Here is a 20,646-nt window from a genome sequence, read left to right on the forward strand (position 1 = left end):
CCATGCCTGATTTGATGGACTTGGCACAGCAGCGCCAGCAAGAAACCCTCGCAATGCAGATTAATGCCGCACGTCCGCGCGATGGTGTATCGGCATCGACCTGTGAGGATTGCGACCAGCCAATCCCGGCGGCGCGGCGCGCGGCTTTTCTTGGTGTTGTGCGCTGTGTGTCATGTCAGACCCTTCACGAGCAGCAAGCCAAACATTTCCGGGGGTAATCATGCTGCGTATCGCTATAGGTAAAGATTGGGTGATCACCAGTGATGTTTATCAATTCATCCTGAACCGAAAGAAGACGATTAAAACCGGCACTAAGGCGGGCGGCGAGTGGCTCGACGCCGTGGGTTATTACCCAACGCTGCCGCAACTGGTTTCTGGCCTGATTCATCACGATATCCGTAATTCAACCCTTACCAGCGTGGCCGATCTCGCGGCTGAGATTGAGCGCATTGGCGCACTGTGTCAGGAGGCTTTTTCCTTCCAATATCCAAAGGAAAAATTATGACCCCATTACAGCTATTGATTCATGTTCTGGTGCCTTTTAGTTCATCGGCATTTATAGCCACGCTGTTGTTGGTCATCGTAAAAGGGGCGGGTGTTCTTCCTGATGCATCGTGGTGGCAGGTTTTCTCTCTGCTGTGGGGAGTTCCGGCAGCGATTACCGGGTTTATGGTTGCGGTATTTATTGCGGTTGGTTTAGAACGGCGTATTAAGACGTGGCTCAAATGACCATCGGTAGCCAATCCAGGCCAGCAAGAGGGCGGGTAGTTCCTTCACCGCCCCCGGCCTTTAAGGAAAACACCGGCGAACCGTTCGTCGGTGTTTTCCCCTGGAATGCTCCAAAGCAAGCCATCGGCAAAGAAAGACCGCTTACCCGTGAGGAACACGCTCAGGGGCAAGCTGTTTTACGCAATATCCATTCCTTACCGCATTTTCTCGGCGCGATCTTTCTGGCGCGTCATGCCTATCTGTTGAAAGAGAAAGGGTTGCACGATGCCAACAAGTGGCTGGTGCTCCAGTTTCAGCGCCGTATCTGGCCGCGTATTGAAATCGTTAACGCTAAAAATGCCATGAATCTCAATGCCTCACCGTGCTTTATGGCGGAGGTGGACAACTATGCGCGTTTGTCCGGTATGGACGACAGAGATCTGCGGCGTTTTGCTGACCGTATCGCCGGGCAGTTGATGCAGAACTATGACCGCTATTGTGAGGAGTTTATCGAGGCCAACGGCGGCGACAATACCGGGTTAATCAGCGATAGCGTGCAGGCTGATTTTTATGGCCGCGTTGGCAATATGGTACGCGCGTTCAATGTCACGCCGATGCACTGGCGTAAATACGGTAAAGGCAAACTGGATGCGGGTTCGGCGATTGCCAGTTTGTCGCGGATGGTAAATTCCGAATGGTGGGAACGTCAGCTAAAAGCACAGCGCACGCGCTGGCGTGAAGCGTTGCTGATTGCCGCCGGTGAGGTGAATCGCAATAAGCACCCGTATGCCAGCAAGCAGGCGATCAGGGACGTACAGGCCCGGCGGCTTGCTAACATGGAATACCTGAAAGGGTGTGACCTGGAGAACGTTGCAACCGGTGAGCGCTTTGACCTGATTGATAAGGTGATGGCGAGTATCTCTAACCCGGAGATCCGCCGCATGGAACTGATGAGCACCATTGCAGGCATAGAGAAGTATGCCGCCAGTCAGAAACATGTCGGCATGTTTATCACCATCACCACGCCTTCCAAATACCACCCGACGCGTGTTGTCGGCAAGAAAGACAGCACCAAAATCCAGTTTAACCACAATTGGGACGTAGAGGCGTTCTCGCCCAAAGACGGCCAGCGCTATCTTGTCGGCATTTGGAGCAAGATCCGCACCGCGTTTAAAGACCGTGGTCTGAGTGTTTACGGTATGCGCGTTGTTGAGCCGCATCATGACGGGACGCCGCACTGGCATATGATGCTGTTTTGCGAACGCCAGCAGCGCCAGCCGATCATCGACATCATGCGCCGGTATGCACTGAAAGAAGATGGTGACGAGCGCGGCGCGGCAAAGAACCGCTTTGACTGCAAGCACTTGAACAAAGGCGGGGCCGCTGGCTACATCGCTAAATACATTGCCAAGAATATCGACGGTTATGCGCTCGATGGCGAGATCGATCACGATACGGGTAAGCCGCTGCGGGATATGGCCGCCGCTGTCACTTCCTGGGCGTCTACGTGGCGTATTCCTCAGTTTAAATCTCTCGGTGTGCCAACCATGGGCGCTTACCGCGAGTGCCGTGCTGATTGCTTACGCCGGATTAGTCTGGCCGAGATTTTTGACGAGCGAGTCGAAGCGGTTCGCGCGGCAGCTTCTGCCGGTGACTTTGCGGCATACATTGCCGGGCAGGGTGGTGCAAATGTCCCGCGTGACGTTCAGACGGTACGAGTCGCGCGCAAGGTGGCCGATGAGCCGAACGCCTATGACGAAGAGGTGCAGAAGGTGGTCGGTATCTTCGCGCCGCATCTTGGCTCTGGCCACGTATTTGAAACCCGTACAACAGAATGGCGCATTGTCCGTAAAGCCGTTGACGTTGAGCCTTTGACTTTAAAAAGCGCCTCTGGCGCGCCTCGGAGTCCTGTCAATAACTGTGGGGAGGTTGAGCAAGAACCGGAGCCAGTTTTGACTGTTACACCGCCTGAGTATGTCACAGCGGTGATGAATTTGATTGAGAGCGGCGATGTTAGCTGGGATGACGCTGACGTCGCTAAGGCGATTAGAGACGCTATACGGCAGCAGTCACCGAATAGTAATCGCCAAGAAATCACCAAGAATCGGGAAAAATCCCGAAATGATGCGCCTTCGGCACGTCTGACTCCGGCAGAATGGGCAAGGGTTCCGCAAATACGGTCAGAGCTGTCACTGAAGAGCATCACCCTGGAGCGATGGGAATTGAAAGCGTTGGCCCGAGGGGCAACGGTAACATTTGGTGGCCATACGTTCTCATATCCACCGCAGGATGAGTGGCCCGGATTCGTTTTGACGTTGTAGGGTGGTAATGTTTTTTCGTTTTTTGGTAATATTTTTTGCAATACTGGATTAAAACACTGGTTATTCGGACACTATGGTATATGATTTAGGTCGGTTTGGCTCATTTTCTCTTCGGAGTGGTTTTTATGATTAACATCACTAAAGATATGTTTGTTGAAGTGATGAATGATGCATTACAGGGAAAGCGCGAAAACCTAGAAATGCGTCTACGCATCATTATTAGGAAGCTTAAGAAAGATTCACCTGAACTGGCTTCAGAGCTGAGTGATGCGCTGATGCGTAATGTGGATTCGCTGAGCGTAGTTAGAGGGATGCCCGTTAACCGGCAGCCAGCACCTGTTGATGCAGACACTCGTCAAAAATTATTGGTGGAAACTTACCCGGTTCATCTATCAGTAGACCCACTGTGGCCTGAGCACATTGTGACCTCATTAACCCGTTTTGTATCGGAATGGGAAAAGCGAAAAAAATTATTAGATAATGGCTTGCTGCCATCGCGTTCTTTATTGATGGATGGTCCTCCCGGTGTTGGTAAGACTTTAGCGGCTAAATGGCTTGCTGAAAAATTAAACTTACCTCTTTTGACTCTCGATTTAGCAAGTGTCATGAGTAGCTTTTTGGGGAAAACGGGCAATAACATTCGTGCTGTTTTAGATTATGCGCGCTCTTTTCCATGCATTCTTTTGCTAGATGAGTTTGACTCGATCGCTAAAAAAAGAGATGACGCCTCTGATGTGGGAGAGTTGAAGCGATTGGTGACAGTGTTATTGCAAGCTATCGATGAGTGGCCTCATACTTCTATTTTAGTCGCGGCAACGAACCATGGTGATTTGCTGGACCCAGCGGTATGGAGACGTTTTGATCGCGTTGTTGGTTTCGACTACCCTTCTGAGGATTTAATTAGAAAATTTTTGATTAAAAATGACATTCCTCAAGGTGTGGCAGGGAATATCAGTGATAGGTTGGTTGGACGTTCCTTTGCGGTCATCGAACGCTCTATCAATCAAGCAAAAAGGAATTCTATTCTTGAAGGAATTCCGGTTAACAAGGCTATGATAGAAGAATTATTCGAGGGAGAGTCACTTGAGAAATTAGTCAAGGTAATGCATGAGAAAGGGATGTCTCAACGGTTGATATCCTCAGAGCTTTCTTTATCTCGTCCGTTAGTTAAAAAATTGATTGAGATTGGTGGGGCCGAAAATGAAAAATAAGAACTTACTTCTTGGTTACGGAGAAACATTAACTCGCGAGGTTATCCTGAAGCGTGGTGGTGGTAGTAAAAATAAGCCATATACTTATGAGGAAAATAAGCCGGTAATAATGCGAGATTTACAGGAGTTGGTTAAAGATTTTAATGATATTCCTGAAAAAGCAAAACCAAATGGTGAGGCTGTTGCTAAAGTCACCCTGCATCCGGCTTTTTTGGCTAAATCGTATTTTCCTGTAGATGTTTTTAAGCATTTTTCTTTGCGTAGTATAGGTAGTAAATCAGTAAAAGTTAAACCAAGAAAAAATGTAAGTAGCAGAGGAAAGGAAAAAGAAGAGCATGTGAGTGCATGTATATATGTGGCTGGTAAAGTAAAGAGCTTTGAGGCGCTTTACGCGGCTATGGAAAAGAATAAGCTTAAAGCAGGGGAAAAGAACGAGATTATTACCTTTGAAAGCATTTCATTCTTTGAGCCAAATGAAAAAATAAAACAAATTGAAGACTCTAATAACCTTAGAAAAATAGAGGTTGCACTACACACACCTAATGAAAGTGGTTCTATTCTTAGAGCATTTATTAACTATGCATTATCTTGTGGTGCTAAGGTTGATGAGAGCAAGGTTATCTCGGTAAAAGGATTAACCTTTCTTCCAATTATGGCGAATGCTAAAGCGGCGGCTCAAGTTGCGGAGTTCTCCTTCTTGCGTGTTATTCGTGATTTGCCAAGTTTACGTATTAATAACCCTGTGTTTACTCGTTCATTAATAGAAGAAAGTCAATTAACCCTCCCGCATGATAATGCGCTTAATAGTGATATTAAAGTTGCTGTTTTTGATGGTGGAATTGGCAATACGGATTTTGAGTCATGGGTAAGGGAGTATACATTTTCAAAAGACTCTAAAACTAGTGGAGCACTTTTATCTCATGGCCAAGATGTAACATCTACTATTCTATTTGGCGCAATAGTCGAAGGCCAAAAAGAGCTACCTGTACCTTATGCGAATATAGATCATTATCGTGTGGTTGATTCATCTATTGATGCTGATGATGAGGACTTATTTGATGTCCTTATTAGAATAAAATCTGTTTTGGACTCCATGAGCTATGATTATATCAATCTTAGTTTAGGTCCTCGATTTCCTATAGAAGATGATGATGTTCATGTTTGGACATCAACACTAGAGCAGTATTTCTCCTCAGGGAAAACGTTGTGTACAGTAGCGGTTGGTAATGATGGTTGTTTGAGTGATGGATTGAATAGAATTCAAACGCCATCAGACCTTGTGAATGCTTTGGCGATAGGCTCTGCTAGCTCATTATCGGATAAGTGGGAAAAAAGTGATTACAGTTGCATTGGACCCGGCAGAAGTCCCGGTTTTGTTAAACCTGATGGCGTTGCATTCGGTGGAACAAAGGATGAACCCTTTAAGGTATATAGCCCTTTTTTAGGTGGAGTGGTTCAAACTGGTGGGACAAGCTTCTCGTCACCATTGGTGCTGCGGCAGGCAATAGGACTAGCGGCAAGCTTACAGTACGAAATTACACCTCTTACAGCGAAAGCATTGCTCGTACATCACGCTGAAAATAAGGGATACGAGCGCAGTCATGTTGGTTGGGGTAAGTTTCCAAATGAGATAACAGATTTAATATACAGTGATGATGACGAGGTTAAGGTTGTATATCAGGGCGTTTTGAAACCAACTCAGCATTTGCGAGCGTTGATTCCCTTCCCTGATACCTCTGTAAATGGAAGAGTAACATTAAAAGCGACATTTTGTTTTGCCACTCCAGTTGATGTTGAACACCCGGTAAACTATACAAAAAGTGGGTTGATGGTGACTTTGAGAAAAAATCCTCAAGATGATGAGGGTGAGACTTATCCATTGTTTAATCGTAAAAATATTTATGCGACAGAAGAAGAATTACGTGAAGATTCGCATCGTTGGGAGACAACGTTACGCAGTGAACATACTTTTAATAAAGATATCTTGAAAGATCCATGTTTCGATGTGGTTTATCACGGACGTGATTGTGGTTTGCCAGTAGAAGTTGATGATTTACCTGACCTGCCTTACGTTCTCATCGTTTCCCTTAAAGCTAAGGATACACCTGAGTTGTATAACAATATCCGACAGAGATATCAGACTCTACAACCGATACAAATTAGGCAGCAAATTCGGCTTCAATCATGAGTATTTTTACAAATGCATGGCGGATTGCCATGCATTTGATTGCTAAATATCTTTTTTTAAGATTATTACAGCGTAAAAAAGTAATGATTTTATGATGTGATTTAGTGAATGCACTTCGCGAAATAGAATTAGAGTATTGCGCAGGAATTCTAGGAATGATATTTCATATAGTTTTTCACGCTTCATACCTTCTTTATTTGGATAGTAATAAATCATTTGTGCGGATTCCTCATATTCATATTTGTAATGTGCAATTGCATTTCGTAATTTGTGATTTATGGCACTTTCATCGATATGATAGAAAGAATCATCAATGCACTCGACTTTTTTCCCAAAATCCATATTTGTGAAGTTATCTAAAGATGCAAGATCTTTTATTATTTCCTTCTTTTTGTTTAAACGAACTGAGTCATTAAAAAGATCGTAATCCCCACGTTTAAGTAAATTATTAATACCTGCAACTAATGTTAGTAAGCGGGAGAAAACCTCAGATAGATCCTTGTATAAATTGCTGCAGCTATCAAAGTCAGCGGTTGAAACTCTTCCGGATATTTTATCATTACTTAATGATTTGTAATCAAAGTAAAGGGCTGGGCGTAATGGGAGGTCAAAATCAATTATTTTTGGATATAAAGAAAGACATTCATGATGTAAGGTTGTTAAGAAGTTTGTTTTGATTATTTGATCAAAAAAAGCTCTTGTTTTTTCTTTGTGAGAGAAATCTAGATAATCAAGTATTTCAGGCATTTTAGTACTTAATTCTCTATTGTGTTTATGTGAGGTAAACGGTGATGACATTATTGATGTCGCTGTGTACAAGGCTGCTAGGACGTCTTTTTTTTCGTCAGACTTTAATTGTATGTTAAGGAGTTTTTTGCAGGTTTTTCTAAATGTGTTGACTTCACCTCTTTTGTACTGGGTAATTAAACGCCTTAGCTCTCTTTTTTTAGGATATAAATAATTAAGGGCGTTAAGTCTCTCATTAAGGTGAAGGTAATTTTCATGTCCTATTTCCTGACTGACTCTCATGAAAGTTGTATATCCCATCTTGTACTCTCCAAACGATGCAGGGAAATCCAGGTGTAGATCTATGAAAGGATTTTTACCTGTAAATGGTGATTCAAAGTCAACAATATCTGTTGCTCCTTGAAGATCGAAATCCCCGTCACTAACGTTTAATGTGATTTGTTCCTCACAAGATGGACATGCAAATTGAAAAGGTTGTATATCTCTATTAGAAAGGCCAATTCTGCAATCAATATGCGTACTACATGTTTCACATTCGAAGCATTTCATGATGTTCATACAAATTCCTTAAAAGAGCGGAGTGCGTTTTTTTGGGAAGGCGTTTATCCAGACACGGTTACTTTTTATGATGATAATGAATGCAGGAGGTTTGTAAATATTATTCATAGATTACTGCGATATCAGTGCATTTTATTGTATGAGATTGCATGGTTTTTTAAACAGATTCATAAGGTGCTCTGGTTTGTGCTGATGCGGCTTTCATATGGTAATGCAACTGCATGAAAACCGCCCCATGAAGCGGGCAGGCGTGGCGGGGATAGCATTGCGCGCAGGTGGTGTTTTACATCATTTAAAAATCGCCGTCAGCGACTCGTAATGGCTATTTATCATCGAATCTAAATCCTTACGTGAATCAGTGGTGTGACGCAATAACGACGCTCTCAGAGCGCGGCAGAGCGATCGGCTTAAGTAGCCCCTCATCATCCTGGTAACGCCATCAGGATCTGGTTGAACAGTTTAGGAATTAAATCATGATCAATAACACATTGAAAATCGGCGGTCATATCGCTGTGATCAGCTTTGACTCGGAGATCGAAATGTTTCGGGGCGAGTTTATCGGGCTAAATGGCGGGGCAGATTTTTACGCTGACAGCGTGGAAGAACTCAAAAAAGGAGGGGCTACCTCACTGGAGATCTTCCTGGATGAGTGCAAGAAAGACGGTATTGCGCCGTATAAAACCTACAGCGGCAAAGCGGCGGTCATTAAACGCTGAACTGGTTAGTACGAAACTCGCCTGGAGATCGCTCGCACTGACGCTGGTCATCAGGGTATTGTCGTTAACGCTGGTAAGAACTCACCAACTCATCATTGGTAAAACGAGGGATATCACTTCGCTTTTTCATGGACAAATTGACGTGTAAAGGGTTAATCTTTATAAAAATGCCATTCTTTTATAAAGGTAAGTTATGAGTCAGGTTGTTAGAGATATCCTTGATGCAACAAATGTCGCAGTTGAATCCTTAAAAGAGCTTAGTGTTAAAGCTAAAGACATAACTGTTGAGGAAGCTGTATTTAATGGTGCAAACATCGAAGTGACTCTAAGTTACACGGAGGATAGTCTCCCTGAAGGAACGAAAGGGTCTGTTCAGCTTTTGTCTCTGCTAGGTGAAAGAAGAAAGTGGAGAGTGTTTATTATTGATAAGGCTTTAAAAACTTTCAAAGGGTTCAAAGCTTATCATCCGAATAGGAAATAGCGTCGTGAAAGTATCCCCTTTGATTGATACGAACCTATTACTACTTTTTGTAATAGGGTCGGTGGATAATGGAAATTTCATAGAGGCGTCAAAGAGGTTAAATGATTTTTCCTATTATGATTATAAGCTGCTGGTTGACTTTATTGAGAAAACCCCAAATTTTGCCACTACCCCTTATATTTTAACTGAGGTTTCCAATCTCATTGATTTGCATGACGTTGCTGCTGATGAAGCCTTTAAAGCGCTACGGTTAGTCTCTCAGATGGCAGAGGTGATAGATGTTTCGCCCCAAGAAGATACAAATCATGATAAGTTCTTTCGTTATGGTTTGACGGATGTCAATATATTGAAAATTGCATTAACTAGGCCAATTTTAACCAATGATGAACGATTGTCCAGTTTTGCTTATTCTATTTGCCCTGAAAACAATATTATTCCATGGTATCTTCTAAAATGTAATCAACCCAATTGAGCTATTTAGTTCCGTGTAAAATTACGCAACCATGCCAAAAGATAAGCAATGACTTACTTAGTTTATGGTGGCATATTTAATTTGACACTTAACCATTTGAAAGGAATAAAAATGGGTTTATTACGTAAACATGTGCGTAAGTGTTAATGTCCAGGAAAACTGGGCCAGTCACTTTTAGGACTTCCTATAATCCAGTGAATTCAATGTCCGCTCAAAGCCGACGGTCCGATTTGATTGTATGCTGCCCAAAACTGTCAGGTTAAGTCTCAGCTTATACAGCTTAATGAAGGCGTTGATCTGGTTATCGAAAAACACGCTTAATCTTGCGCAAAATAAAGCCGCCAGTGATGGCGGCTATGGGGTTACTCGTCGTCATTCTCCAGACTGTATTTTTTAAAGCGGATCACCTCAAGGCCAAGCCAGTCATTAACCTCTTTGATGCGCTCTTGCAGCGGCGTTAACTCATTGCGCACAAACACCTTAGCGGCTTTTTCCACGTCACCCACCGACCCGACATTCTCCGGCTTGCCTCCCATCATCTGATAAGGGATGCGGTGCGCGTCCAGCAGGTCAGCAGCACTCACCTTTTTGATATTGAAAAAATCGTCTTTGGTGGCGACTTCACTGAGCGGCACGATTTTTATGCCGTCGGGCTTGCCGTTCGGCGCGTAGAAAAACAGATTCTTGAAGTTCCCCAACCCCTTGGAGTTACTCATTGCCTGGCGCAGGGCGTCTACATCGGTGGTGCTCTGTGCGGCGTCGGTCACATACATGATGTAACCGGCGTGCGCGCCGTTCTGGTAATACTTGCGGCGGAACAGGGTAGCGGATTCATTCAGCCACGCCGAGTTAAGCGCGCTCAGGTATTCCGGCATCCCATACAGCTCTTGGTTAATATCCGGCTCCAGCAGGTGAAACACGCTGTCCGGGGCGAAACTGTGCGGCTCGACAAAGGATTGCACAAACCAGTACACCCCGCGCTCCACGCCGCGCCGGGTGTATTTGGCCGGGGAGGTGGTGAGCTTCAGCAGTTTGCCGGTGACGCTCAGGCGCTTTTCCAGAAAGGCGTTACCGAACACCAGATAATCCAGCACAAACCGGCTGAAATCCTGCTGGGAAAGTAGCGGGTGCGGGATGTATGTGCTTGCCAATACGTTACGTTTTACGTAAATCGGCGAGCTGTGATGAACGGCGGCGCGCAGGCTTTTCGCCAGTCCGGTGAAGCTGACCGGCGGCTCTATCCATCTGCCGTTACCAATGCACTCGGTGTAATCCAGAATATCGCGGCGATCTAACACCGCTGACGGTTCGCCAAAGGTGAATGCCTGTGTGGTCTGCACCGGTTGTGCTGCTGCCGCTGTGGCTTGCGTCTTGCGGCGGTTGCGTTTACTCATGGGTTAAACTCCAGAATGGATTTTGCAGGCTGGCCGTTGGCGGCGGTGAGGGGTTCGTTTAACAGCGCGTGCATCGCTGCCCATGCCACGTCGGCGTGGCTGGCTTCCTCGCTGCGGCTGGCTTCATAGGTGGCGCTGCGCCCGCTGGCAGTCATGGTTTTGCGGATAGCCATAAACGACTTGGTGATGTCGGTGTGGGCGATGTCGTACTCCAGGCGGCCACTGCTAATCGTGTCTTTGGCTTTCAGCACCATGGCGGTTTTGACCTCCGGGCTGTAGCGAATTTCCCGCGCTGCCGGGTAGAACGCGCGTACCAGTTGGAAAACGCCTTGCCCGATGCCGGTGGCGTCAATGCCGATATAGTCCACGCGGTATTTTTTCGTCAGCGCCTCGATAGCCTCGGCCTGCGCGGCAAAGTCCATGCCTTTCCACTGGTGGTGCTCCAGGATGCGGAATTTACCGCCCGCCACCATCGGCGGGGCCAGCACCACACACCCGGCACTGTCGCCGGTGTGTGACGGGTCATAACCCACCCACACCGGGCGGTCACCAAAGGGGCGGGCCGCATAGGGGTTAACGTCCGTCCACTCTTCCAGGCTGTCGACCATGCAGACCTGCAATTCTTCGAACGGAAACACCGAGGCTTTATCGTCCACGAATTCGCACATAAACAGATTGCGGAAATCGTCGGCGCTGTTTTCACGTTTCAGCGTATCCAGGTCAAACAAATCACAGCCACCGGCGAGCGCGTCCTCAATGGTGACAATCTGCCGCCACTGGCCGTCACCGCACAGTTTTCCGGCAGCGAGTGCGCTGTGGCTGATGTCGATGTCCACATGCTCTTTGGTGCTCTTGCGGCCCTTGTTGAACAGTTCGCCCGACCAGAACGGAAAGGCACCGTGTCCGAGTGTGGACGGGGTCGAGAAGTAGGTCGAACGCAGGTGTTTCTGCGAGGCCATGCCGGAGGCGACTTTACGCAGCTTTTGAAAGTTCGGTATCCAAAAGATTTCATCGACCAACAGGTCGCCGTTATGGCTCTGCGCGGTGTTGGAGTTGGTGCCGAGGAAAATCAGTTTTGCGCCGTTATTGCCGAGCACAATCGGGTCGCCGGTCAGTTCCACGTCAACCAACCGCGCAAACTGGATGATGTATTCCCGGAACACATACGCCTGTGTCTTGCTGGCGGATAAAAAGATTTGGTTATGGCCGGTTTTCAGGGCGCGCAGCAGCGACTCGCGCGAGAAATAAAACGTTGCGCCAATCTGGCGCGATTTCAGGATGTTGCGGATACGGTGCGCGAGTCCGGCTTGATGCCAGCCGAGCTGGTAGGCGAATGACTCGTCGTAAAACACCGCTTCCAGCTTCTCGATAGCTTCTTCGCTGAAATAGTTCTTTTTCGGCTTCTTGCGTTCGCCCTTGTTGCGGTTGGCAACATTGGGATTCAGGTCGACCTCATTGCCGGTCGCCATGTAACGGTTGACGCGTGCCAGTCGCTCAATCTGGCGGCCTAACAGGTCGATTTCTTTGTAGTCGCTGCCCTCTTTTTTGCCCTTCAAGATGAGCTGAATAATCCGCGCCTCCAGGCTGCTTTCCACACGGGAAATCGGCGCGATGGCGTCCCATTTCTCGCGCTGTTTCCAGCTCTGCACGGTCGGGGCTTTCTGGTTGAGCATCTCCGCAATCTGCTTGATGGAAAAGCCTTGCCAGTAGAGCAACGACGCCTGTCGGCGCGGGTCGCTCAGGAGTGTGGTGTCGGTCTGAATGTGCATGTTGTGCCCTCGTGTCTGTCTTGAGGGCAAGGCTACGCAAGCCGTCGCCGTGGTGCGCTAAGGGGGTGTTGTGCCAAGGGTAGTCCGTCGGCCATCGCTGGCCGCGCAGGGGGATGACCGGGAAACTACCCCCGACCCAACTTCCTCCCACTCAGGACAATGGCCCATGGCAAAAAAAGTTTCGAAATGGTTCCGCATCGGTGTCGAGGGTGACACCTGTGACGGGCGTGTGATTGACGGTAACGACATCCAACAGATGGCCGAGAGTTTTGACCCGCGCGTTTTCGGCTGTCGTATCAATCTGGAGCACCTGAAAGGGATTTTGCCGGACAGCGTGTTTAAACGTTATGGCGACGTCGTCGAGTTGAAGGCCGAGAAAATCGAAGATGATTCCGTCCTCAACGGCAAGTGGGCGCTGTTTGCCAAAATGGCCCCGATTGACGAGTTGGTCGCGATGGTGAAAGGCGGCCAGAAGGTTTACACCTCCATGGAAATCCGCCCGAATTTCGCCAATAGCGGCAAATGCTACCTCGTCGGCTTGGCGGTCACCGATGACCCGGCCAGCCTCGGCACCGAATACCTTGAATTCTGCGCCCGCGCCAAAACCAACCCCCTCGCAGGCCGCAAGGCACACCCTGATGACCTGTTTTCTGTGGCCACCCTGGCCGAACTGGAATTCGAAGAGGTGCCCGATACCCTGCTGACCAGCCTCTCCGACAAGGTGAAAAGCCTGTTCAGCCGCAAGCAGGCCAGCGATGACGCCCGTTTCACCGATGTGCATGAGGCGGTCACCGCCGTGGTGGAGCAGGTGCAGGCCAATGGCGAGAGCGCCGAGCAGCGCTTCTCTCGGCTTGAGCAGGAAATCACCGGGCTGAAAGAGCGCGTAGCGGCGGGGCAGCAGGACATTACCGCGCTGAAAGCCACCCTCGACAGCACCGAGAGCTTTAGCCAGTCGCGACGCCCACCGGCCACCGGCGGCGACGGTGGGGAAAGCCTGCTGACCAACTGCTGATAAACCTGACCGGGGTGCGGTGCGCCCCGGCGTAAACCCGAATTGACCGCAACAGGATACCCTGATGAAAAAAGAGACCCGCTTTAAATTTAACGCCTATCTGCAACAGGTTGCCAAGCTCAACGGCATTGAGGTCGGCGACATTGGCAACAAGTTCAGCGTGGAGCCGTCGGTCACGCAAACCTTGATGAACACCGTGCAAGAAAGCTCGGATTTTCTCACCCGCATCAACATGACGCCGGTGCATGAGCTGAAAGGGGAAAAGGTGGGTGTAGGCGTCAATGGCTCCATTGCCAGCACCACGGACACCGACGGCGGCAAAGAGCGTCAGACCGCCGATTTCACCGCGCTGGAGAGCAAGGGCTATGAATGCCAGCAGATGAACTTCGATTTCCACCTGCGCTATAAGCAGCTCGACCTCTGGGCGCGTTACCAGGATTTCCAGTTGCGCATCCGCAACGCCATCGTGAAGCGTCAATCGCTGGATTTCATCATGGCCGGGTTCAATGGCATCACGCGTGCGGCCACCTCTGACCGTAGCAAAAACCCGCTCTTGCAGGACGTGGCGGTCGGCTGGCTGCAAAAGTACCGTAATGAAGCGCCTACCCGCGTCATGAGCAAGGTTGTCGGTGAAGAGGGTGAGGTGATTTCTAACGTCATCCGCATCGGCAAGGGTGGGGATTACGCTAACCTCGACGCCCTGGTGATGGATGCGACCAACAACCTGATTGCGCCATGGCATCAAGAGTCACCGGATTTGGTGGTGATTTGTGGCCGCAAGCTGCTGGCCGACAAGTATTTCCCGATTGTGAATCAGGAGCAGCCCAACACCGAGGCGATGGCCGCCGACGTGATTGTCAGCCAGAAGCGCATCGGTAACCTGCCTGCCGTGCGCGTGCCGTTCTTCCCGGCCAACGCCATCATGGTCACCAGTCTGGAAAACCTCTCCATCTACTTTATGGATGAGAGCCACCGCCGCCACATGGAGGAGAACGCCAAGCGTGACCGCGTGGAGAACTACGAGTCGATGAACATCGACTATGTGGTCGAGGATTACGCCTTCGGTTGCCTGATTGAAAACATCGCGCTGCTGCCATCGGCCTCAACCTCTGGACAGGATGCGGTCAAGGCGCTGGCGGGGGCGTTGATGAAAGAAATGCAGACGGCGGCGGATGCGCCAGCACCAACCCAAAACGACGGCGAGGCATAAACCATGACGAGTCCCGCACAGCGACACATGTTGCGGGTCTCGGCCATGGAGGCCGCGCAGCGGGAAGATAACCCGCTGCGCTATGCCACCGGCTACGAGCAGATGCTCGTCAAACTGGCCGCAGACCGCACCAAGCTGAAACAGATTTATTCCAAAGAGATTAAGGCCGAGCACAAGCGCGCCATGCTCCCGGCCTATGCGCCGTGGGTGGCCGGTGTGCTGACCGATGGGCGCGGCGCACAGGATGACATCCTGATGACCGTCATGCAGTGGCGGCTGGACGCCGATGATATTCCAGGCGCGCTGGTGATTGCCCGCTATGCCTTGCAGCACCGGCTGGTCACCCCGAACAACAAGCGCCCGACGCCGTATTTGCTGGCCGAGGATGTCGCCCTGGCTGCCGAACGCTGCCGCAAGGCCGGGAAACCGGTGGCTATCAGCGACCTGTTGGACACCCTGGCATTGGTGGCGAATGAGGATATGCCCGACGAGGTGCGCGCCAAGCTGCACAAGGTTATCGGCCTGATGCTGAGTGAGGCGGGTGATTTTGCGCAGGCGCGGGAGCACCTCAACGAAGCCATGAGACGCGACGCGCATGCGGGCGTGAAGAAAGACATTCAACGCTGCGAGAGCGCCCTCAAGCCCAAACCGGCTCCCGTTGCCAAACGAACAACCTCGCGCCCGCGCAAGGCCACCGCAACAGCGGCCAAGCGCGGACGCCCACCCAAGGCGAGAACCGCCGGTTAACCGAACGCGCCCCGCGCTGGGCGGCACGATGGTCGCGATAGCCTCCGGGCTTATCAACGCCATCGTCCACCGCCCCCTATTTTGAGGTTGTCATGACAACAGTGATTTTGCATAACCCGGCCCCGTCGGATGGGCTGACGGCCATCATTCCGCCACCGGATGAGCGGGAGCCGGTGATTAAAAACACCTTCTTTTTTCCCGACGTTGACCCGAAGCACATTCGTGAGTTGATGCGCATGGAGCAAACGGTCACGGCGCAGCGCCTGCGCCGGGCCATTCAGAGCGGTATCGCCGAGACCAATGCCGAGCTGTATCTCTACCGCGAGCAGCAGATGGCCGCCGGGTTCAAACAGTTGGCTGACGTCCCCGCCGAGGTTATCGACGGGGAGAGTGAGAAGTGTTTTCACTACCTGAGCGCGGTCTGCGCCATGGCGACCGCTGTGCTGTACGAGCGTTACCGAGGGGCGGATGCGAGCGCCAAGGGCGATAAAAAGGCCGACGCCGTTGAGGTGTCGATTGATGAACATTGGCGGGATATGCGCTGGTCTGTCGCCCGGCTGCAAGGTAAATCGCGCTGCATTGTCGGGCAAATCTGATGAACGTGATTGCGCAGCAGGGCGACACCCTTGACGCACTGTGCTACCGGCACACGGGCCGCACGGCGGGCGTGGTCGAGGCGGTGCTGTTGGCGAATCCGGGGCTGGCCGATAAAGGGGCCATCCTGCCGCATGGCACGCCTGTCGTGCTGCCGGTCATTGATACGGCCCCGGTGTCTGAAACTGTTCAGCTATGGGATTAAGCATGGAGAAAATCACATCATACCTGGCCTACGCCGTGGCGGTCGGGCTGGCCTGGGTAGGCAAGTACTCGGCGCAGGATATCGCGTTGAGTATTGGGGCGGCGGTGGGGGTCGGCACCTTCGCCGTCAATTGGTACTACCGCCGCAAAAGCTATCTGTTGCTCAAGCGTGCCGGGGTGCAGCGGGAGGTGATTGATGTCCTCAATCGTTAAGCGTTGCAGCATCGCCGCTGTGCTGGCGCTGGCGGCATTGATGCCCGACTTTCGCCTGCTGCACACCTCGGCGGCGGGGCTGGCGCTGATTGCCGACCTGGAAGGGTGCCGCCTGCGTCCCTACCAGTGCAGCGCCGGGGTGTGGACGTCGGGCATCGGCCACACGGCGGGCGTGGTGCCAACGCGTGACATCACCGAGCGCGAGGCGGCGGCCAACCTTGTCAGCGACGTGCTCAACGTCGAGCGGCGTATCGGGGGCTGTGTGTCGGTGGTGATGCCGCAATCGGTCTATGACGCGCTGGTGAGTCTGGCCTTTAACGTCGGCACCGGCGCGGTGTGTCGGTCAACCATGGTGACCTACATCGAGCGCCGTCAGTGGTGGCAGGCGTGTGACCAGCTTTCGCGCTGGATATACGTCAACGGCGTGAAGTCTCAGGGGCTGATAAACCGCCGCGTGAGAGAAAACGCGCATTGTTTGAAGGGGGTGCCATGAAAATCCTGATGACCTTGCTGGTGCTGGCCGGGGTGGCTGTGCTGTGGCTGGCGCGGGATAACCGCGACCTGACCCAATCCCTGACCGACGCCACCCAGACTGTCAGTCAGCAGAAAAAAGACCTGCAAACCGCCAGTGCCACGCTCACTGCCATGCAGGCCAACGCACGGCGCAATGAGGGGGCGCAGGTGCTTTTACGCCAGCAGCGAGACGCTGCCGAGGCACTGGCAACCCGCCGCCATCAAACCATCACGAGGTTACTCCATGAAAACGACGCGCTGCGCCAGTGGTATCACTCTCCTTTGCCTGACGATATTGTCCGGCTGCACCGACGCCCCGCCTTTGCCACCCCCGACGATTATCTACGCTGGTTGTCCGAGGGTCAGCAGTTGCCCGATACCGGCAAGCCAACCGACCACCAACGGGGAACTGAGTAACGATATCCGCACCCTGGAGCGCGCCCTGGTGAGTTGCGCGCAACAGGTGGAGGCCGTGAAACAGTGTCAGGAGCAAGACGATGTTAAAACCGAAAAGCCTGCGCCACGCGCTGAATAATGCGGTGCCGGTACTGAGAGATAACCCGGAGATGCTGCGCATTTTTATCGACAGTGGGTCGATTGCCGCCACACTGGCCGCGTCACTGTCGTTTGAGAACCGTTATACCCTCAACATCATGGTGACGGATTTTCAGGGTGACATTGACCTGCTGTTGGTGCCTATCGAGGCATGGTTACGGGAAAACCAGCCCGACATCATGACCACCGACGAGGGCAAGAAACACGGCTTCACCTATATCGCCGACATCAACAACGATGAGAGCCACGATATCAGTATCAGCCTCAAGCTGACCGAGCGCACCCTGGTCAAAGAAGTTGACCGCGCGCTGCATGTGTCACACGCCCCGGAGCCGCCACCGCCGGTGCCCGTGGTGCGCCCGATGCAGCTCTACATCAACGGCGAACTGGTGAGTGAATGGGATGAATGAATTTAAACCCTTTGATGACAAGCTGGCGGGGCTGATTGCCAGCCTGTCACCCGCCAGCCGCCGCAAGATGGCTGCAGAGATTGCCAAGCGGCTACGCGTCAGCCAGCAGCAACGCATCAAGCGCCAGCAAGCCCCGGATGGCACGCCGTATGCCAGCCGTAAGCGCCAGCCGATACGCGGCAAAAAAGGGCGGGTTAAGCGGGCGATGTTTGCCAAGCTGCGCACCAACCGCTACATGAAGGCCAGCGGCAGCGCCGATGAGGCGGCGGTTGAGTTTCTCGGACGCGTGCAGCGGATTGCGCGGGTGCATCAGGAGGGCTTGCGCGACAGACCAAACCGTCACAGCAAGGAGGTACAGTATGACGCCCGGCCCTTGTTGGGATTCAGCGAGGCAGACCGCCAGATAGTGGAGGAAGTGGTGATTTCCTATCTGTAATTTGATACGCAATTGGTTGAGCTAGATGATTAAATAACCACATGTAATAGATATATGAACGGTGATTTTTGAGTTTTAGGTGCAGCAAGTCTGCTGCATCTAATAATCAAATAATTCCGAGAACTCTTTTTACTGCATTATCTAAATCATTGCCACTAGGTAAGTTGACTCCAGAGATAAAACGTTTACTGAACTCCTCAAGAGAGAATCTAATATTTCTCTCTGGTATGATTACTCTCTGTTTTCCGCTTGTCGTCCTTGGTGACAAGGAATATGTATGTACTGTTAAGTGGTTTGAAGCTTTGTCATTTACTAGAGGTATGTCTTTTCCAATAACATCTTCGAACTTTTTATATACAATGTCAGGCACGATAAAATAAAGCCCGGAGCTAACTAGAGATGATTTAGAGTAGATTAGTCCCTTGCGGATTATTTGGGGTATAAGTCGCTTGTGAACGTTTGCCCAATTTAAGCCATGCTCAGAGCTAGATACTAAAGTTGTATCGCTTGTGAGGTTTTTATAACTATGCCATGAGTCTCTATAGTTTCCGGTTATATCAATGCTTTGAACTTCAACTCCAACATATGATATTAGCTCACCATCAATTATATGGGCTAAAATCCAATCCATAGATAAATTTTTCACTTTCACTTCTTTGCCTGATGAAAGCCCGAGAGCAACGATGCTTTCATTAGTGTTAACCCTGCTCGCTACATACTCACTATATGTCATGAAGGGGATTTTTTCGTTAAATGCATCTGCTGCGACACGTTTTAAAGATAAATAATTATCTTCATATAGCCTGTTAGGACAAATAATACAATCACCATATGGAGATGTTACGCTGCAGGTGCCATAAATGATCGTTTGATCATGGTTCCCTTTTACGCAAGGGTTTGATGTAAAAGGGCATGCGCCTAAGCGCCACAGGCTTCTTGCCTCAACTGATAAATCATCAGGTGCATAACCAAAAACCTCTATTAAATCTCTCTTTGGCCTGACGAACATAATTTTTACTCTCCTATTGCTTTTTTTATTTCCTGTCCAACGGCTTTCGCGAGCAAGGGTGGTACAGCATTACCAACTTGCTCATATTGTTGCGTTATGCCGCCAGTGAAAACATAATCATCTGGGAATGATTGAATTCTAGCTGCTTCTCGAACCGATATTACTCGACTTTCATATGGATGGAAAAAACTGCCCCAGTGAGGATCGCATTTAGTGAGAACCGTTGAACATAGGGCTTCAGGATGAAGTCTACCATAGCGTTTTGTGTGATCACTTCGACGGGCCCTCTGTAGCCCTTTAGGCAAAAGATCATACGGAATATCTCGCCAGCTACCACCTTGAGGTATGTATTTTAATCTTTCCATGTTAATTGGCGCGATTTTGTTACAAACGTGATTAATTACAAGTTCGGATTTTTCTCTGAGGTATTTTTGGTACTCTGTTTTTGGCAAGGACAGATACTCAGTAGGGGCTGAAGATCCTTTGCCTATTATTGCTGGTAAATCAGACATTGCATCCCAAACAGAAGTGTGTTTTTTAAGTTTATGAGTATCAACTTCGTTTATTTTGATGCATAGCTCTTTAGCACCAGCGAAGTTAGCCACTGATTTAGCAAGATACTCTGGTTTAGGAAACTCGAAAGATGAGTTGCCTAGAATACCAACAATCATCATCCTAAATCGCATTTGTGGGATACCATAGTGTCCAGCAAATAATATGGCATGTTTAACCGTATAACCTAAAGATTCCAGCTCTGCATATATTTGTTCAATTACTGTTCCTTTACCTAGTGAAACCATGCCAGGAACGTTTTCTATAAGAACAGCCTTAGGCATAAGGGTGCCTACAACTCTCAAGAAGTCCTTAAACAAGTGATTTCTTTCATCGTCAAGAGACCTGATTGGGGCATTGACGGAAAAACCTTGGCAAGGCGGGCCCCCAGCTAGCAAATCCAACTCACCATTCTTGAGACCAAGTGATGACTTTAAGTCAATTTCTGATAGCTGACGTACGTCACCAACTAGAAGTTGGGTGTCAGGGTGATTCGTTTTATAAGTTTCAGCGTATTGTCCTACTAGTTCGTTAGCAAATGTTGGTTCAAATCCAGCCATTTCTAATCCACAAGATAAACCGCCAGCCCCTGCAAACAAGTCTACTAACTTCATAATACCTTCAGT

The 20,646-nt window shown here is 49.8% G+C and carries 24 protein-coding genes and 1 pseudogene; 20 read left to right on the forward strand and 5 right to left on the reverse strand.

The genetic code is table 11. The features are described 5' to 3' along the window. The first annotated feature begins 2 nt into the window (after positions 1–2). The 6 genes from IV04_RS12890 to IV04_RS12915 all read left to right on the forward strand — a co-directional run bounded on the left by IV04_RS12890 (position 3) and on the right by IV04_RS12915 (position 6,428). Positions 3–218 carry a TraR/DksA C4-type zinc finger protein gene (locus IV04_RS12890; RefSeq protein WP_037402026.1) on the forward strand — a complete coding sequence of 72 codons (216 nt, stop codon included), beginning with the start codon at positions 3–5 and terminating at the stop codon, positions 216–218. Next, positions 218–505 (forward strand): DUF5405 family protein, encoded by a 288-nt coding sequence (locus IV04_RS12895; protein WP_037402125.1) that lies wholly within the window; start codon positions 218–220, stop codon positions 503–505. Before IV04_RS12890 ends, IV04_RS12895 begins: the two co-directional genes overlap by 1 nt. Beyond that, positions 502–729: a hypothetical protein gene (locus IV04_RS12900; RefSeq protein ID WP_037402029.1), complete on the forward strand. Its 228-nt coding sequence runs from the start codon at positions 502–504 to the stop codon at positions 727–729. Before IV04_RS12895 ends, IV04_RS12900 begins: the two co-directional genes overlap by 4 nt. After that, complete coding sequence (locus IV04_RS12905) at positions 726–3,029, forward strand: replication endonuclease (RefSeq protein ID WP_037402032.1); 2,304 nt, start codon at positions 726–728, stop codon at positions 3,027–3,029. Before IV04_RS12900 ends, IV04_RS12905 begins: the two co-directional genes overlap by 4 nt. Positions 3,030–3,154: 125 nt before the next feature. Continuing rightward, complete coding sequence (locus tag IV04_RS12910) at positions 3,155–4,240, forward strand: AAA family ATPase (protein WP_037402034.1); 1,086 nt, start codon at positions 3,155–3,157, stop codon at positions 4,238–4,240. Beyond that, complete coding sequence (locus IV04_RS12915) at positions 4,230–6,428, forward strand: S8 family peptidase (RefSeq protein ID WP_037402036.1); 2,199 nt, start codon at positions 4,230–4,232, stop codon at positions 6,426–6,428. The genes IV04_RS12910 and IV04_RS12915 overlap by 11 nt, the downstream gene beginning before the upstream one ends. A gap of 42 nt (positions 6,429–6,470) precedes the next feature. Here IV04_RS12915 and IV04_RS12920 read toward each other — a convergent pair whose 3' ends face one another. Then, positions 6,471–7,733, reverse strand: coding sequence for a hypothetical protein (locus tag IV04_RS12920; protein ID WP_051916788.1), 1,263 nt, complete (start codon positions 7,731–7,733; stop codon positions 6,471–6,473). A gap of 473 nt (positions 7,734–8,206) precedes the next feature. Here IV04_RS12920 and IV04_RS12925 point away from each other — a divergent pair, with 473 nt between their 5' ends. The 3 genes from IV04_RS12925 to IV04_RS24705 all read left to right on the forward strand — a co-directional run bounded on the left by IV04_RS12925 (position 8,207) and on the right by IV04_RS24705 (position 9,402). Beyond that, positions 8,207–8,449, forward strand: a complete 243-nt coding sequence (locus tag IV04_RS12925; protein ID WP_051916789.1) for a type II toxin-antitoxin system HicB family antitoxin — start codon at positions 8,207–8,209, stop codon at positions 8,447–8,449. A 193-nt stretch (positions 8,450–8,642) separates the two neighbouring features. After that, the gene (locus IV04_RS12930) at positions 8,643–8,930 is read left to right on the forward strand and encodes a hypothetical protein (protein ID WP_037402039.1); all 288 of its coding nucleotides are present in this window, start codon (positions 8,643–8,645) and stop codon (positions 8,928–8,930) included. A gap of 4 nt (positions 8,931–8,934) precedes the next feature. Beyond that, positions 8,935–9,402 (forward strand): hypothetical protein, encoded by a 468-nt coding sequence (locus tag IV04_RS24705; protein WP_051916790.1) that lies wholly within the window; start codon positions 8,935–8,937, stop codon positions 9,400–9,402. 362 nt (positions 9,403–9,764) lie between these two features. Here IV04_RS24705 and IV04_RS12940 read toward each other — a convergent pair whose 3' ends face one another. Both IV04_RS12940 and IV04_RS12945 read right to left on the reverse strand, forming a co-directional pair. After that, positions 9,765–10,796: a phage portal protein gene (locus tag IV04_RS12940; RefSeq protein WP_037402042.1), complete on the reverse strand. Its 1,032-nt coding sequence runs from the start codon at positions 10,794–10,796 to the stop codon at positions 9,765–9,767. Then, entirely contained in the window at positions 10,793–12,565 is a 1,773-nt protein-coding gene (locus IV04_RS12945; RefSeq protein ID WP_037402044.1) for a terminase ATPase subunit family protein, read from the reverse strand. Before IV04_RS12945 ends, IV04_RS12940 begins: the two co-directional genes overlap by 4 nt. A gap of 166 nt (positions 12,566–12,731) precedes the next feature. Between IV04_RS12945 and IV04_RS12950 the strand changes: the two genes are divergently transcribed. The 11 genes and pseudogenes from IV04_RS12950 (at position 12,732) to IV04_RS12995 (ending at position 18,459) form a co-directional block, all read left to right on the forward strand. Beyond that, positions 12,732–13,577 carry a GPO family capsid scaffolding protein gene (locus IV04_RS12950; protein ID WP_037402049.1) on the forward strand — a complete coding sequence of 282 codons (846 nt, stop codon included), beginning with the start codon at positions 12,732–12,734 and terminating at the stop codon, positions 13,575–13,577. Positions 13,578–13,641: 64 nt separating this feature from the next. Beyond that, entirely contained in the window at positions 13,642–14,787 is a 1,146-nt protein-coding gene (locus tag IV04_RS12955) for a phage major capsid protein, P2 family (protein WP_081893211.1), read from the forward strand. 3 nt (positions 14,788–14,790) lie between these two features. After that, complete coding sequence (gene gpM / locus IV04_RS12960; protein ID WP_037402051.1) at positions 14,791–15,534, forward strand: phage terminase small subunit; 744 nt, start codon at positions 14,791–14,793, stop codon at positions 15,532–15,534. A gap of 92 nt (positions 15,535–15,626) precedes the next feature. Further along, positions 15,627–16,130 (forward strand): head completion/stabilization protein, encoded by a 504-nt coding sequence (locus IV04_RS12965; RefSeq protein ID WP_037402053.1) that lies wholly within the window; start codon positions 15,627–15,629, stop codon positions 16,128–16,130. Next, a complete protein-coding gene (locus IV04_RS12970) occupies positions 16,130–16,333 on the forward strand; it encodes a tail protein X (RefSeq protein ID WP_037402056.1) in 204 nt (67 codons plus the stop codon). Before IV04_RS12965 ends, IV04_RS12970 begins: the two co-directional genes overlap by 1 nt. Positions 16,334–16,335: 2 nt before the next feature. Then, positions 16,336–16,545 carry an HP1 family phage holin gene (locus IV04_RS12975; RefSeq protein WP_037402060.1) on the forward strand — a complete coding sequence of 70 codons (210 nt, stop codon included), beginning with the start codon at positions 16,336–16,338 and terminating at the stop codon, positions 16,543–16,545. Continuing rightward, positions 16,529–17,038, forward strand: a complete 510-nt coding sequence (locus IV04_RS12980; RefSeq protein WP_037402063.1) for a lysozyme — start codon at positions 16,529–16,531, stop codon at positions 17,036–17,038. The genes IV04_RS12975 and IV04_RS12980 overlap by 17 nt, the downstream gene beginning before the upstream one ends. A gap of 8 nt (positions 17,039–17,046) precedes the next feature. Beyond that, a pseudogene (gene lysB / locus IV04_RS12985) lies at positions 17,047–17,382 on the forward strand (Rz-like lysis system protein LysB); the annotation flags it as partial. After that, a complete protein-coding gene (gene lysC, locus IV04_RS26780; protein ID WP_231566299.1) occupies positions 17,303–17,593 on the forward strand; it encodes an Rz1-like lysis system protein LysC in 291 nt (96 codons plus the stop codon). The pseudogene lysB and the gene lysC, both read left to right, overlap by 80 nt. Beyond that, a complete protein-coding gene (locus tag IV04_RS12990) occupies positions 17,556–18,023 on the forward strand; it encodes a phage tail protein (RefSeq protein ID WP_037402069.1) in 468 nt (155 codons plus the stop codon). The genes lysC and IV04_RS12990 overlap by 38 nt, the downstream gene beginning before the upstream one ends. Further along, complete coding sequence (locus IV04_RS12995) at positions 18,016–18,459, forward strand: phage virion morphogenesis protein (protein ID WP_037402072.1); 444 nt, start codon at positions 18,016–18,018, stop codon at positions 18,457–18,459. Before IV04_RS12990 ends, IV04_RS12995 begins: the two co-directional genes overlap by 8 nt. A gap of 106 nt (positions 18,460–18,565) precedes the next feature. On the opposite strand, the gene IV04_RS13000 is transcribed toward IV04_RS12995, so the two are convergent. Then, positions 18,566–19,468 (reverse strand): NotI family restriction endonuclease, encoded by a 903-nt coding sequence (locus IV04_RS13000; RefSeq protein WP_037402075.1) that lies wholly within the window; start codon positions 19,466–19,468, stop codon positions 18,566–18,568. Between the two features lie 5 nt (positions 19,469–19,473). Next, positions 19,474–20,634, reverse strand: a complete 1,161-nt coding sequence (locus tag IV04_RS13005) for a DNA cytosine methyltransferase (RefSeq protein ID WP_037402078.1) — start codon at positions 20,632–20,634, stop codon at positions 19,474–19,476. Positions 20,635–20,646: the final 12 nt, after the last annotated feature.

It is taken from the genome of Serratia sp. Ag1, from assembly GCF_000743355.1.
Lineage (GTDB): Bacteria > Pseudomonadota > Gammaproteobacteria > Enterobacterales > Enterobacteriaceae > Chania.

Excerpts from the sequence above, each read along its gene's own strand:
- IV04_RS12890 (WP_037402026.1), top strand. The coding sequence starts at position 3 with ATGCCTGATTTGATGGACTTGGCACAGCAGCGCCAGCAAGAAACCCTC.
- IV04_RS12900 (WP_037402029.1), top strand. The coding sequence starts at position 502 with ATGACCCCATTACAGCTATTGATTCATGTTCTGGTGCCTTTTAGTTCA.
- IV04_RS12905 (WP_037402032.1), top strand. The coding sequence starts at position 726 with ATGACCATCGGTAGCCAATCCAGGCCAGCAAGAGGGCGGGTAGTTCCT.
- IV04_RS12910 (WP_037402034.1), top strand. The coding sequence starts at position 3,155 with ATGATTAACATCACTAAAGATATGTTTGTTGAAGTGATGAATGATGCA.
- IV04_RS12915 (WP_037402036.1), top strand. The coding sequence starts at position 4,230 with ATGAAAAATAAGAACTTACTTCTTGGTTACGGAGAAACATTAACTCGC.
- IV04_RS12920 (WP_051916788.1), bottom strand. The coding sequence starts at position 7,733 with ATGAACATCATGAAATGCTTCGAATGTGAAACATGTAGTACGCATATT.
- IV04_RS12925 (WP_051916789.1), top strand. The coding sequence starts at position 8,207 with ATGATCAATAACACATTGAAAATCGGCGGTCATATCGCTGTGATCAGC.
- IV04_RS12930 (WP_037402039.1), top strand. The coding sequence starts at position 8,643 with ATGAGTCAGGTTGTTAGAGATATCCTTGATGCAACAAATGTCGCAGTT.
- IV04_RS12940 (WP_037402042.1), bottom strand. The coding sequence starts at position 10,796 with ATGAGTAAACGCAACCGCCGCAAGACGCAAGCCACAGCGGCAGCAGCA.
- IV04_RS12945 (WP_037402044.1), bottom strand. The coding sequence starts at position 12,565 with ATGCACATTCAGACCGACACCACACTCCTGAGCGACCCGCGCCGACAG.
- IV04_RS12950 (WP_037402049.1), top strand. The coding sequence starts at position 12,732 with ATGGCAAAAAAAGTTTCGAAATGGTTCCGCATCGGTGTCGAGGGTGAC.
- IV04_RS12955 (WP_081893211.1), top strand. The coding sequence starts at position 13,642 with ATGAAAAAAGAGACCCGCTTTAAATTTAACGCCTATCTGCAACAGGTT.
- gpM (WP_037402051.1), top strand. The coding sequence starts at position 14,791 with ATGACGAGTCCCGCACAGCGACACATGTTGCGGGTCTCGGCCATGGAG.
- IV04_RS12965 (WP_037402053.1), top strand. The coding sequence starts at position 15,627 with ATGACAACAGTGATTTTGCATAACCCGGCCCCGTCGGATGGGCTGACG.
- IV04_RS12970 (WP_037402056.1), top strand. The coding sequence starts at position 16,130 with ATGAACGTGATTGCGCAGCAGGGCGACACCCTTGACGCACTGTGCTAC.
- IV04_RS12975 (WP_037402060.1), top strand. The coding sequence starts at position 16,336 with ATGGAGAAAATCACATCATACCTGGCCTACGCCGTGGCGGTCGGGCTG.
- IV04_RS12980 (WP_037402063.1), top strand. The coding sequence starts at position 16,529 with ATGTCCTCAATCGTTAAGCGTTGCAGCATCGCCGCTGTGCTGGCGCTG.
- lysC (WP_231566299.1), top strand. The coding sequence starts at position 17,303 with ATGAAAACGACGCGCTGCGCCAGTGGTATCACTCTCCTTTGCCTGACG.
- IV04_RS12990 (WP_037402069.1), top strand. The coding sequence starts at position 17,556 with ATGTTAAAACCGAAAAGCCTGCGCCACGCGCTGAATAATGCGGTGCCG.
- IV04_RS12995 (WP_037402072.1), top strand. The coding sequence starts at position 18,016 with ATGAATGAATTTAAACCCTTTGATGACAAGCTGGCGGGGCTGATTGCC.
- IV04_RS13000 (WP_037402075.1), bottom strand. The coding sequence starts at position 19,468 with ATGTTCGTCAGGCCAAAGAGAGATTTAATAGAGGTTTTTGGTTATGCA.
- IV04_RS13005 (WP_037402078.1), bottom strand. The coding sequence starts at position 20,634 with ATGAAGTTAGTAGACTTGTTTGCAGGGGCTGGCGGTTTATCTTGTGGA.